Consider the following 11,790-nt stretch of genomic DNA (forward strand, 5'->3'; position numbering starts at 1 on the left):
CTGCACCGCGTGGCGGGGCCGAGGCACGTACCCGGCTATTCCGCAGTCACCGCTCGCCCACGGGCCGCCGCGGGTACAGGCAGGGCGGCGTCCGGGCGCAGCGCCCGGGAGGCGACTAGCAGCGCGCCGAGCGCCGTGCCGGCCACGATGCCCCCGCCCGCCACGAACGCACCGCGCGGCGAGGCGTCGACCAGGAACGGCAGCATCAGCATTCCGGCCGTACCACCGGCACGGATCACGGTCTGGTCCACGGACATCAATCGCAGGCGCTCAGCAGGGGCGAATACGCCAAGGCGCGCCCGCAAGGTGACGCTTGTAGCGGGGGTGACCAGACCGGTCACCCCGGCGAGCAGCAGCAGCACGGGCAGACTCAGCACCAGCCCCATGCACGCCGTTGCTACGCCTTGCACCACCCACGCCGCGCAGTACACGCTCATCCAGTCGCTTGGGCGCCGATTACTGGCAAGGGGGTTGCCCAGCAGCGCCCCGACGCCCACAGCAGCGGTCACAAGCCCGTAGACGGCCGCCCCGGCGCCGTACCGGGTGGCGAGCAGCGCCGGCATGCCGACTGCCGTCACGGCCGAGCAGAACAGCGCGACGCCGTGCACCCCGATCGCGAGTCCGACGCGGGGGTGGGCGCGAACCGTCGGCCATGCTTGTACCGCCGGCCGCGCCCCGCCGGACTGCTCCGCCCCCTCAGCGCCGGCCGCCAGGGCGTACCGCCGTGCCAGCCATCCGAGTGCCACCGCGGACACTGCGAACGTCACCCCGTTCAGTGCGAAGAGCTGCGCCTCGGAGACGACGAGCAGCAGCAGACCGATACTCGCCGGACCCGCGATCCGGGCAATGCGTCCCGTGAGGTCGAACAGTCCCGTGACCTGTTGAACCCGCGCGGGCTCGACGAGATCCGGCACCAGGGCGCCGAGGTTCGGATCGAACAAGGCTCCTAGAGTGCCGAGCAGCAACACCCCGACGAGTAGCAGCGCCACGCCCTGCGCGTCCGGTGACCACAGGAAGGGCAACGCGACCGCGACCAGCGCCCGCGCCGCGTCGACCCACGCCAGCCGCCCGAATGTCGAGAACCGTGCGACCGCATGGCGCCCGGCGGTGCCGAGCACGACGTACGGCAGCGACTCGACGACCGCGATCAGCCCCATGAGCGAGGCCGAGCCGGTCGCGGCGTAGACGACCCACATCACCGCGAGCGCGTACAGCCGATCCCCGAGCACGGAGAGGCTCTGTGCGAGCCACAGCACCAGTACGGACCGCTGCCGGAGCAGCCGCAGGTAACTCACGTGCCCTCCGAGCCGGGGCGTAGGGACCGGAAGCGCTCGCCCCAGTGGAACCGGCGCCCACCCTAGGACCCTCCGGGCGCAGCGGGCCCGCCGTTCCCCAACACCTCACACGAATGCGGCAGGGTCCACGCGACACAGATGGCTTTGCCCTACGACCGATGTCGCAGGGCAGGAACGAGGGGGTGCCCCCGGTGCCCCGAGGGCACACTCAGGGCACAAGAACCAGGAAGACCCCGGAACACGGCGGCAACTACTGAGGGTAGTTTTCGCACGTCAACCGGGGTTTTCTTGGATCAACGCAGGTCAGACGATCGATCGAGCGGTTCGTCAACTACCGGTGACCTTCCGCCGGTAGGCGGTTCGGCGGCACCAACGAGGGCGCGCCGGGCGCGGACTTGTGTCCGCCCCGGCGCGCCCTCGTGCGTCGTGGTGCCTCAGCGGGTCGCGAACGGCCGGTCCGTGGGGACGATTTCGCGGCCCAGCGGCATCAGCGAGACCGGGATCAGCTTGAAGTTGGCGATGCCGAGCGGGATGCCGATGATCGTCACGCAGAGCGCGATGCCCGTGAGGATGTGGCCGAGGGCCAGCCACCAGCCCGCGAAGACGATCCAGATGACGTTGCCGATGAGCGACCCGGCACCGGCGTCCCGCCGCTCGACCGTCGTCCGGCCGAAGGGCCACAGGGCGTAGGAGGCTATGCGGAAGCTGGCGATGCCGAACGGGATGGTGACGATCAGGACGCAGCAGACGATGCCGGCGACGATGTAGCCGAGCGCCATCCACAGCCCGCAGAGGACCAGCCAGATTACGTTCAGGATGAACCTCATGATGTAAGCCTTCCACGCGACCGGTGCTATGGCCACCAAGACGCCGGGCCGCACGGTCGCGGTTGCGTGAACGCGCAGGTGAGGACCCTGAGCGGGCCCCTAGGGGACGCATGGGGGACGGCCGGCGGGGATGCTTCGGTGGGTCGCCACCGGCCCCCGGACGGGTCAGTTCGGCGCGCGCGGTCCGGCCCTGTGTGGTCATGGTGGGGCGAGCCCGGGGCTCGCCCCGTCGCGCACACCAGGAGGAGTCACCATGCGCGTACACCTCATGACCGGAACGGCCGTCACGGCGGTGGCGCTGGCCGCCCTGGGGGCGTTGGGCGTCGCCGGTGCCCGTCCGGCGGGGGCGGCGGACATCGGGCCGCGGGAGTGCATCGACGGGGGCGGCACGATCACCGTGAAGGTGGGCGGGACGTTGCTGGCGCCCACCGTGCAGCAGGTCTGCTCCGGCGGCACCCAGGACGGCAAGGTGCTGGGCACCTAGGGCGGGCGGTCAGCGGCCGCCGGCCATCTGCTCCAGGCGGCTGATGCGCTCGCGCATCGGGGGGTGGGTGGAGAACAGCTTCGTCATGCCCTCCCCCGCCCGGAACGGGTTCGCGATCATCATGTGGCTGGCCGTCTCCAGGCGCGGCTCGGGCGGCAGGGGACGGCGCTGGGTGCCCAGCTCGAGCTTGCGGAGGGCGGAGGCGAGGGCCAGGGGGTCGCCGGTGAGGCGGGCGCCGGAGGCGTCGGCCTCGTACTCGCGGGAGCGGCTGACGGCGAGCTGGATGAGGGAGGCCGCGATGGGGCCGAGGAGCATGATCATGATCATGCCGATGATGCCGGGGCCCTCGTCGTCGTCGGAGCGGCCGATGGGGATCAGCCAGGCGAAGTTGACCAGGAACATCACCACCGAGGCGAGCGCGCCGGCGACGGAGGAGATGAGGATGTCGCGGTTGTAGACGTGGCTGAGCTCATGGCCGATGACGCCGCGCAGCTCGCGCTCGTCGAGCAGGCGCAGGATGCCGTCGGTGCAGCAGACGGCGGCGTTGCGCGGGTTGCGGCCGGTTGCGAAGGCGTTGGGGGCCTCCGTCGGGGAGATGTACAGGCGCGGCATGGGCTGGCGTGCGGCGGTGGAGAGCTCGCGGACCATGCGGTAGAGCTGTGGTGCCTCGAACTCGCTGACCGGCCGGGCGCGCATGGCGCGCAGGGCGAGCTTGTCGCTGTTCCAGTAGGCGTAGGCGTTGGTGCCGAGTGCCACCAGGACCGCGACGATCAGGCCCGTACGCCCGAACATGCTGCCGATGACGATGATGAGCGCGGACAGCCCTCCGAGGAGGACGGCGGTCCTGAGCCCGTTGTGCCGGCGGTGCACGGTACGCCCTCCAAATGGTGCGGCAGGGGAACCCTTGAACCAGTGGAACCTTTCGAACTGGTCAACGCCAGGCGAGGGCGGCTGGTTCCCTTGCGCACGCGGGCCGGCGCTGGTCCGACCGGGTGACGCCGGCTACAGGCGCCGGCTGCGGACGCCGCTACAGCAGCGCCCGTGAGGCGAAGCGGAGGACGAGCTGGGGGGCGCCGGAGAGGGCCACGCCGGTCACCGCCGTCAGGGCGATGGCCGTCGTCAGGGGGCGGGAGGTGCGCAGCGGCTGCCGTTCCTGCTCCGTCTCGGCGCCGCGGAAGAGCACCGCTGTCCACTGCAGGTAGTAGAAGAGCGCGATCACGACGTTGAGCGCCATGACGACGGCCAGCCAGCCCAGGCCGGCGTCGACGGCCACCGAGAAGACGGTGACCTTCGCGAAGAGGCCGATGATGCCGGGCGGCAGGCCCGCCAGGCAGAGCAGGAAGAAGCCCAGCGAGAGCGCGGCGAGCGGGCGGCGGGCGTACAGGCCCCGGTAGTCGGTGATCCGGTTGTCCGGGCTGGTGCGGGCGACGAGGGCGGCGACGGCGAAGGCGCCCAGGTTCACAGCGGCGTACATCAGGGCGTACGCGACGGTGGAGCCGATGGCGCGGGAGGGGGCGTCGGTGTAGCCGGCGGCGGCGATGGGGACGAGCAGGTAGCCCGCCTGGCCGACCGAGGACCAGGCCAGCAGGCGTACGGCGCTGCGCTTGCGGCCGGGGCGCTGGCGCAGGGCGGCGACGTTGCCTGCGGTCATGGTGAGGGCGGCGAGCACGGCGACGGCCGGGGCCCATACGTCGGCGTAGGAGGGGAAGGCGACGACCGTCACCAGGATGAGGCCGGTGAAGCCGACGGCCTTGCCGATGACCGACAGGTAGGCGGCGACGGGCAGCGGGGCGCCAGCGTAGGTGTCGGGCACCCAGAAGTGGAAGGGGACGGCCGCGGTCTTGAAGGCGAAGCCGACGAGGGTCAGGGCGACGCCCGCCTGGGCGAGGACGGCCAGGCGCGGGTCGACGTCGGTGAGGCCCTGGGCGATCGCGGTGAGGTGCAGGGTGCCGGTGGCGGCGTAGACGAAGCTGACGCCCAGCAGGGTGACCGCCGTCGCGGTGACGGAGGACAGGAAGAACTTCAGTGCCGCCTCGGAGGAGCGGCTGTCGCCGCGGCGCAGGCCGACGAGGGCGAAGGCGGGCAGCGAGGCCACCTCGAGGGCGACGACGAGGGTGGCGAGGTCGCGGGAGGCGGGCAGCAGCGCGGCGCCGGCGGCCGAGGACAGCAGGAGGAACCAGAACTCCCCGGCGGGGAGTTCGGAGTCCACGATGTCGCCAATGGACAGCAGCGCCGTCAGCAGGGCTCCGCCGAGCACCAGGAGCTGGATGACGAGCGTGAAGTGGTCGGCGGTGTAGCTGCAGGCGTCACCGGCCGTGGTGCCGGTGAGGCAGAAGGTCGAGCGGTCGCCGTCCAGCAGCGGCAGCAGGGACAGTCCGGCCAGCAGCAGGCCCGCGACGGCGATCCATCCGAGCAGCGGCTTGCGGTGCTCGGCGACGAAGAGGTCGGCCACCAGGATCACCAGGGCCACGACGGCCGTGACGGTGGGCGGGGCGATGGCGAGCCAGTCGACGGACTGGATCAGGGAGCCCATCAGTTGCCTCCTGCGAGGAGCTGCTGAACGGCCGGGTCGGTGAGGCCGAGGAGGGCCGCGGGCCAGAGTCCGGCGAGGACGGTGAGGGCGACGAGCGGGGTCCAGGCGGCGAACTCGTACGGCTGGACGTCCGCGAGGGCGGGGGTCTCGTCGCGCTTCTCCCCCATGCACACCCGGCGCACGACGACGAGCAGGTAGGCGGCGGTCAGCAGGGTTCCGAAGCCGGCCAGGGCCATGAAGACGAGGAACGCGGGGCGGCTGAGCCCGTCGGCGGGGCGGAAGGAGGCGAACATCGCGAGCATCTCGCCCCAGAAGCCGGCGAGGCCGGGCAGGCCGAGCGAGGCGACGGCGCCGAAGGCGAGCAGGCCGCCGAGGCGGGGGGCCCTGCCGTAGAGCGCGCCGCCGGTGAGGCCGGAGAGACCGTCGAGGTCACTGGTGCCGTAGCGGTCCTTGATGGCCCCGACGAGGAAGAAGAGCAGGCCGGTGATCAGGCCGTGGGCGATGTTGGCGAACAGCGCGCCGTTGATCCCGGTGGGGGTCAGCGTGGCGATGCCCAGCAGCACGAAGCCCATGTGGCCGACGGAGGAGTAGGCGATCAGGCGCTTGAGGTCGCCCTTCGCGCCCCTGCGGGCCAGGGCGAGGCAGACCAGGGAGCCGTAGACGATGCCGACGGCCGCGAAGGCGGCGAGGTAGGGCGCGAAGGTGTGGGCGCCGTCCGGGGCGATCGGCAGGATGATGCGCACGAAACCGTAGGTGCCCATCTTCAGCAGCACGCCGGCCAGCAGCACCGAGCCGACGGTCGGGGCGGCGGTGTGGGCGTCGGGCAGCCAGCTGTGCAGGGGCCACATGGGGGCCTTGACGGCCAGGCCGGTGCCGATGGCCAGAACCGCGATGAGCTGCGTGGTGTGACCGAGCGACGACCCGTTGTCAGTGGCGAGTGCCACCATGTCGAACGTGCCGCCCTTGATGCCGACCAGGAGGAGGCCGAGCAGCATCACGACGGAGCCGAGCAGCGTGTAGAGGATGAACCGCCACGCGGCGCGTTCCCTGCCCTCGCCGCCCCAGCGGGCGATGAGGAAGTACATCGGGATGAGCACCATCTCGAACGCCAGGAAGAACAGCATCAGGTCGAGGACGGCGAAGGTCGCGAGGGTGCCGGACTCGAGGACGAGGAGCAGCGCGACGAATGCCTTGGGGGACGGGCCCGCGGGCATGCGGTGGTAGCTGTACAGCGCGCAGAGGAAGGTCAGCAGCGCCGTCAGGACGAGGAGGGGGAGCGAGATGCCGTCGACGCCGAGGTGGATACGGATGCCGAGGGCCGGGATCCAGCTGATGTCGGTGGTCGCCTGCATGCGCGCGGGGCGGTCGTGGTCGAAGCCGGCGGCAAGGGCCACGGACAGCGCGAGGACGACGCCGGTGACGGTCACGCCGTGCCGCAGCACGGCCTGGTCGGGGCTGGTGCCCTTGAGGCCGGGCGGGGCCGGGAGCAGGGCGGCGACGGCTCCGGCGAGGGGGACGACGACGATCGCAGCGAGGAGGATCTGCATGACGGTATGACTCACGGTCAGGCTCCGGTGGCTACGAGAACGGCGGCGACGGCCAGGACGACGGAGCCGGCGAGCAGGGCGCCGAGGTAGGTCTGCACATTGCCGGTCTGGGCGCGGCGGACGGCCGCGCCGAGCAGGCGGGGGGCGCCGCCCGCGCCGCGCACGTACGCGTCGACGACCTCGCGGTCGAGGAAGCGGGCGAGGCGGGCGGCGGCGCGCACGGGCCGGACGAAGAGCGCGGAGTACACGGCGTCGAGGTGGAAGCCGGTGACCGCGTGGCGGTGCAGCGGGCCGAGGAGGAGCCGGCCGGGGTCGGCGGGGTCCGGGGCGCCCGCGATGCCGCCGTAGGCGGCCTCGTGGGTGGCGATGGCCTCCTCCTCGGAGACGTACGGGGCGGCACCGGGGTCGGCGGCCACGGCGCCCAGGGGCGTGCGGGCGGCGGCCGCGACGGTCCTGCGCCAGGCCGCGTACATGACGAGCACGCCCGCGAGGGCGCAGCCGGTGGACAGGACGGAGGTGGTGAGCGTCGGGGTCAGCGAGCCCCCGTCGAACCAGTCGGGCAGCTCCCAGGCGGCCAGGCCGAGCACGGTGGTGGGCACGAGGAGGACCCAGAGGACGGCGTTCATCACGGCGGGCGTCTTGGCGGGGTACGCCACCACGCCCGCGCTGTCAGTGGAGTCCGCTACGTTCGGTCCCGTCGGCGCCTTGTCGGCGGCGATGCGGTCACCGGCCCTGCTCTTGCTCCGCGTCAGCGGAGGTGAGCCGGCCAGCAGCCACAGGCGCGTGGCATAGGCGGCGGTGAGCAGGGCGGTGGCCATTCCCGCGACCAGCACGATCCAGCCAACCCCACTGGGCACGCCCTGGGTCTGGCCGGTGGCCGCGTGTTCCGCCGCGCCGAGGACGGCTTCCTTCGAGAAGAAGCCGCTGAAGGGCGGGATGGCCGCGAGGGCCAGTAGCGCGACGGTCATGGTCCAGAAGGCATCCGGCGCGCGCCCCCAGAGGTCCCGCATCCGGGCCATCGCGGCCAGCGAGTTCGTTCCCGCCGCGTGGATGATCACGCCCGCGCCGAGGAAGAGGAGGGCCTTGAACGCGCCGTGCGAGATGAGGTGGAAGACGGCCGCGCCGCGGTCGCCGACGGCCAGGGCGCCGGTCATGTAGCCGAGCTGGCCGACGGTGGAGTAGGCCAGGACGCGCTTGATGTCGTCCTGGGCCAGGGCGGCGAGGGCCGAGCCGGTCATGGTGACCGCGGCCATCACGGCCAGCACGACCAGGGCCGCCGCCGAGGCGGCGAAGACGGGGAGGAGCCGGGCGATGAAGTAGACGCCGGCCGCGACCATCGTCGCGGCGTGGATCAGCGCGGAGACCGGGGTGGGGCCTGCCATCGCGTCGGGCAGCCAGGTGTGCAGCGGGAACTGCGCGGACTTGCCCGCGACTCCGGCCAGGAGCAGCAGCGCGACGAGGGTGGGGTGCTCGATGCCGCCGGAGACGGCGGCGGTGAGGATCCCGTTGATCCGGAACGTGCCGGCGTCGGCGGCCAGCGCGAAGAGGCCGATCAGGAAGGGGACGTCGCCGAGCTTGGTGACCAGGAAGGCCTTGAGGGAGGCGGCGCGGGCGGCCTCGGTCTCCCAGTAGTGGCCGACCAGGAAATACGAGCAGATGCCCATGATCTCCCAGCCGACCAGCAGCACCATCAGGTCGCCTGAGTAGACGACGAGCAGCATCGCGGAGGTGAAGAGGGAGACGAGGGCCGCGTAGGAGGGGTAGCGGGGATCGTCGCGCAGGTAGGCGGTCGAGTACAGCTGGACGCAGGTCGCCACGACGCCGACCAGCACGGCGACGAGCACGGCGAAGCCGTCCAGCTGCAGCGCGAGGTCGATGGGCACGGACCCGGTGGGGGTGAGCCGGGTGGCGGCGGTCAGCGCCTCGCCCCCGCCCTGTCGCCAGGCGACGACGACCGCGAGGACGGCGGCGGCCAGCGTGGGCAGCACGGCGAGCGGCCGCACGGCTCCGGGGACGCGGCGGCCGAGGAGCAGGCCGGCCGCGGCGCCGAGGAAGGGCAGCAGGGGGACGAGGACGGCGGTGGTCGTGGTGCTCACGCGGCGGCCTCAGCCTTCTCGTCGCGGTCTGCCGGTCGTTCGGTGGCGTCCGTGCCGTCCTCGGCGTCCTCGCGCAGGTCGCGGAGCCGGTCGATGTCGGCGGTGCCGCGGTTGCGGTACACGAGCAGGACGATCGCCAGGCCGATGCCGATCTCGGCGGCGGCGATGGCGATGGTGAAGAGGGTGAGCGCCTGGCCGGCGTGGAGCGCGTCGCGCAGCCACACGTCGAAGGCGACGAGGTTGAGGTTGACGGCGTTGAGCATCAGCTCGACGGACATCAGGACGAGGATCGCGTTGCGCCGGGCGAGCACGCCGTACAGGCCCACGCAGAAGAGGAGGGCGGCGAGGACGGTGGGATAGGCGAGATGCATCAGCGCTCCTCGTTCTTCCTGCGGGACAGGACGATCGCGCCGACGAGCGCGGCGAGCAGCAGCACGGACAGCGCCTCGAACGGCAGCACCCAGTGCCGGAAGAGGATCTCTCCGGAGACCTTGGTGGAGCCCTGCGGCGCGCCGTCCAGGTCGATCCAGGTCGCGCGGAAGGCGTCCACGACCACCCACACGAGCGCGGCGGCGGCCGCGACGGCCACGCCGAGGGCGGGCCACCGGTTGGCCGAGTCGGCGTCCGGTGAGCGCCCGATGGGGGCCTTGGTGAGCATCAGCCCGAACAGGAGGAGGACCACGACGGAACCGACGTAGATCAGCACCTGCACCCAGGCGATGAACTCCGCCGTCAGCAGCAGGTACTCCACGGCGAGCCCGCCGAGCGCCACCACCAGCCACAGGGCGGCGTGCACCAGCTGCTTGGTGGTGACGGTGACGACGGCCGCGCCGAGGGTGACGAGGCCGACCAGGAGGAAGGCGACCTCGACACCGGTCGGGGAGAGGAATCCGTGCGCGTTCGCGGCGAGGAGGGTGGGGCCGGTTCCGGTGCCGGTCATGCTCACGCCTCTCCCTCCTTCTCCTGCTGCTCCTGCTGCTCCGCGGCCTGCTGTGCGGCGAGTTTCTCGGCCGTCTTGCGGGCCGCCGCGATCTCCTTGGGCTCCTCGGCCGCCGCGTCCAGCGCGGGCGGCTCGGGCACGGTCCACATCCACTCGCGGAGCTTGTCGCGCTCGTGGGTGAGCTCGTGGATGTCGGTCTCGGCGTACTCGAACTCCGGCGACCAGAACAGCGCGTCGAAGGGGCACACCTCGATGCAGATGCCGCAGTACATGCACAGCGCGAAGTCGATCGCGAAGCGGTCGAGGACGTTGCGGCTGCGCTCGCGGCCGCCCGGGGTGGCGGCGGGCACCGTCTCCTTGTGGGAGTCGATGTAGATGCACCAGTCGGGGCATTCGCGGGCGCACAGCATGCAGACCGTGCAGTTCTCCTCGAACAGCCCGATGACGCCGCGCGTACGGGGCGGCAGCTCGGGCTGGACGTCCGGGTACTGCGCGGTGACCGAGCGGCGGGTCATCGTGCGGAGGGTGACGGCGAGGCCCTTGGCCAGGCCGGATCCGGGGATACCCATGGCTACTGGATCACCACCTTGACGACGCCGGTGAGCGCGATCTGCGCGAGGGCGAGCGGAATGAGAACGGTCCAGGCGAGCTTCTGCAGCTGGTCCTCGCGCAGGCGGGGATAGCTCACGCGAAGCCAGATGACGACGAAGGCCAGGACCGCCGTCTTGAGCAGCGTCCACACCCAGCCCAGGCCGTCGGCCCCGAAGGGGCCGTGCCAGCCGCCGAGGAAGAGGACGGTCGTCAGCCCGCACAGGACGACGATGCCCGCGTACTCGGACAGCAGGAACATCGCGAAGCGCAGGCCCGTGTACTCGGTGTACGCGCCGAAGATGATCTCGGAGTCGGCGACGGGCATGTCGAACGGGGGCCGCTGCAGCTCGGCGAGCCCGGCGGTGAAGAAGACCAGCCCGCCCACGATCTGCCACGGCACCCACCACCAGTGGAAGGCGTCGACGATGCCGGGCAGCGACACCGTGCCCGCCGCCATGGCGACGGAGGCCGCGGCGAGCAGCATCGGGAGCTCGTAGGCCATCAGCTGGGCGGCCGTGCGCAGGCCGCCGAGCAGGGAGAACTTGTTCGCCGAGGCCCAGCCGGCCATCAGCGAGCCGAGCACTCCGACGCCCATGACGGCGAGCACGAAGAAGATGCCGGCATCGACGACCTGGCCGACGGCGTTGCCGGGCCCGACGGGGATCGCGACGAGCACGAGCAGGTACGGCAGCAGCGCCACGGCGGGCGCGAGCTGGAAGATCCTTCGGTCCGCGCCGGCGGGTACGACGTCTTCCTTCTGCGCGAACTTCACACCGTCCGCGACGAGCTGCGCCCACCCGTGGAAACCGCCGGCGTACATGGGCCCGAGGCGGCCCTGCATGTGGGCCATCACCTTGTGCTCGGTCTGCCCGATGACGAGCGGCAGCACGAGAAAGACGACGAACACGGCGGCGAGGCGCAGGACGACGTCGAGTGTGTCGCTCATGCGGGGTCGCCTCCGGCGGGGTTCGGGTCGTTCTGGGGTTCGCCGCCGTCGGCTGCCGCGTCGGCTGCGCCGGGCTTGGGCGGTGCGCCGGGTTCGGCCGGTTCAGCCGATTCGGCTGCCGGGTCGGCTGCGCCGGGCTCGGTGGGTTCGCCGGTTCCGCCTGCCGGGTCGGCTGGGCCGGGGGCTTCGACGTGCGCCGAGTCCGGCACCGCCGGGCCGCGCCCGGGGGGCTGATCACCGTCGCGGCGGGAGGAAACGGGCTTGCCCGGCGCCTCGGAGGCCGGGGCCTCCGGCTCGACGGGTACCTCGGCCTTGCCGGCCCGGCCGGGGGCGTCCGGCACCGCCGGGCCGCCCGCGGTGGGCTTGTCGCCGTCGCGGCGGGAGGAAACGGGCTTGCCCGGCGCCTCGGAGGCCGGGGCCTCCGGCTCAGCGGGCACCTCGGCCTTGCCGGCCCGGCCGGGGGCGTCCGGCACCGCCGGGCCGCCCGCGGTGGGCTGGTCGCCGTCGCGGCGGGAGGAAACGGGCTTGCCC

Annotated in this window: 11 protein-coding genes and 1 pseudogene; 1 reads left to right on the forward strand and 11 read right to left on the reverse strand. The window is 72.3% G+C overall.

The genetic code is table 11. From position 1 onward, the window contains the following. Positions 1-35: 35 nt before the first annotated feature. Both ACIG36_RS18745 and ACIG36_RS18750 read right to left on the reverse strand, forming a co-directional pair. On the reverse strand, positions 36-1,295 hold the full coding sequence (locus ACIG36_RS18745) for an MFS transporter (RefSeq protein WP_399928616.1): 1,260 nt from the start codon (positions 1,293-1,295) through the stop codon (positions 36-38). 434 nt (positions 1,296-1,729) lie between these two features. Continuing rightward, positions 1,730-2,122 (reverse strand): YccF domain-containing protein, encoded by a 393-nt coding sequence (locus tag ACIG36_RS18750; protein ID WP_399928618.1) that lies wholly within the window; start codon positions 2,120-2,122, stop codon positions 1,730-1,732. Positions 2,123-2,375: 253 nt separating this feature from the next. Here ACIG36_RS18750 and ACIG36_RS18755 point away from each other — a divergent pair, with 253 nt between their 5' ends. Next, positions 2,376-2,606, forward strand: a complete 231-nt coding sequence (locus ACIG36_RS18755) for a hypothetical protein (protein WP_399928621.1) — start codon at positions 2,376-2,378, stop codon at positions 2,604-2,606. Positions 2,607-2,615: 9 nt separating this feature from the next. Here the strand turns inward: ACIG36_RS18755 and htpX are convergent, their stop codons facing one another. From htpX to ACIG36_RS18800, 9 genes and pseudogenes are all read right to left on the reverse strand, one after another. After that, positions 2,616-3,476: a zinc metalloprotease HtpX gene (htpX, locus tag ACIG36_RS18760; RefSeq protein ID WP_399928624.1), complete on the reverse strand. Its 861-nt coding sequence runs from the start codon at positions 3,474-3,476 to the stop codon at positions 2,616-2,618. Positions 3,477-3,633: 157 nt separating this feature from the next. Continuing rightward, on the reverse strand, positions 3,634-5,139 hold the full coding sequence (locus ACIG36_RS18765) for an NADH-quinone oxidoreductase subunit N (RefSeq protein WP_399928627.1): 1,506 nt from the start codon (positions 5,137-5,139) through the stop codon (positions 3,634-3,636). Next, complete coding sequence (locus ACIG36_RS18770) at positions 5,139-6,686, reverse strand: NuoM family protein (RefSeq protein WP_399928956.1); 1,548 nt, start codon at positions 6,684-6,686, stop codon at positions 5,139-5,141. Before ACIG36_RS18770 ends, ACIG36_RS18765 begins: the two co-directional genes overlap by 1 nt. A gap of 17 nt (positions 6,687-6,703) precedes the next feature. Then, entirely contained in the window at positions 6,704-8,782 is a 2,079-nt protein-coding gene (locus ACIG36_RS18775; RefSeq protein WP_399928630.1) for an NADH-quinone oxidoreductase subunit L, read from the reverse strand. Next, the gene (nuoK, locus tag ACIG36_RS18780; protein WP_399928633.1) at positions 8,779-9,153 is read right to left on the reverse strand and encodes an NADH-quinone oxidoreductase subunit NuoK; all 375 of its coding nucleotides are present in this window, start codon (positions 9,151-9,153) and stop codon (positions 8,779-8,781) included. The genes ACIG36_RS18775 and nuoK overlap by 4 nt, the downstream gene beginning before the upstream one ends. Continuing rightward, positions 9,153-9,722, reverse strand: a complete 570-nt coding sequence (locus tag ACIG36_RS18785) for an NADH-quinone oxidoreductase subunit J (RefSeq protein WP_399928637.1) — start codon at positions 9,720-9,722, stop codon at positions 9,153-9,155. Before ACIG36_RS18785 ends, nuoK begins: the two co-directional genes overlap by 1 nt. 2 nt (positions 9,723-9,724) lie before the next feature. Beyond that, positions 9,725-10,291 carry a NuoI/complex I 23 kDa subunit family protein gene (locus ACIG36_RS18790; RefSeq protein WP_399928640.1) on the reverse strand — a complete coding sequence of 189 codons (567 nt, stop codon included), beginning with the start codon at positions 10,289-10,291 and terminating at the stop codon, positions 9,725-9,727. A 2-nt stretch (positions 10,292-10,293) separates the two neighbouring features. Next, positions 10,294-11,259: an NADH-quinone oxidoreductase subunit H gene (locus ACIG36_RS18795; RefSeq protein WP_399928643.1), complete on the reverse strand. Its 966-nt coding sequence runs from the start codon at positions 11,257-11,259 to the stop codon at positions 10,294-10,296. Further along, positions 11,256-11,790: pseudogene (locus tag ACIG36_RS18800) on the reverse strand (hypothetical protein); the annotation flags it as partial. The pseudogene ACIG36_RS18800 and the gene ACIG36_RS18795, both read right to left, overlap by 4 nt.

It is taken from the genome of Streptomyces sp. NPDC053048 (assembly GCF_044547045.1).
GTDB lineage: Bacteria > Actinomycetota > Actinomycetes > Streptomycetales > Streptomycetaceae > Streptomyces.

Excerpts from the sequence above, each read along its gene's own strand:
- ACIG36_RS18795 (WP_399928643.1), bottom strand. The coding sequence starts at position 11,259 with ATGAGCGACACACTCGACGTCGTCCTGCGCCTCGCCGCCGTGTTCGTC.
- nuoK (WP_399928633.1), bottom strand. The coding sequence starts at position 9,153 with ATGCATCTCGCCTATCCCACCGTCCTCGCCGCCCTCCTCTTCTGCGTG.
- ACIG36_RS18790 (WP_399928640.1), bottom strand. The coding sequence starts at position 10,291 with ATGGGTATCCCCGGATCCGGCCTGGCCAAGGGCCTCGCCGTCACCCTC.
- ACIG36_RS18785 (WP_399928637.1), bottom strand. The coding sequence starts at position 9,722 with ATGACCGGCACCGGAACCGGCCCCACCCTCCTCGCCGCGAACGCGCAC.
- ACIG36_RS18750 (WP_399928618.1), bottom strand. The coding sequence starts at position 2,122 with ATGAGGTTCATCCTGAACGTAATCTGGCTGGTCCTCTGCGGGCTGTGG.
- ACIG36_RS18770 (WP_399928956.1), bottom strand. The coding sequence starts at position 6,686 with ATGCAGATCCTCCTCGCTGCGATCGTCGTCGTCCCCCTCGCCGGAGCC.
- ACIG36_RS18755 (WP_399928621.1), top strand. The coding sequence starts at position 2,376 with ATGCGCGTACACCTCATGACCGGAACGGCCGTCACGGCGGTGGCGCTG.
- ACIG36_RS18765 (WP_399928627.1), bottom strand. The coding sequence starts at position 5,139 with ATGGGCTCCCTGATCCAGTCCGTCGACTGGCTCGCCATCGCCCCGCCC.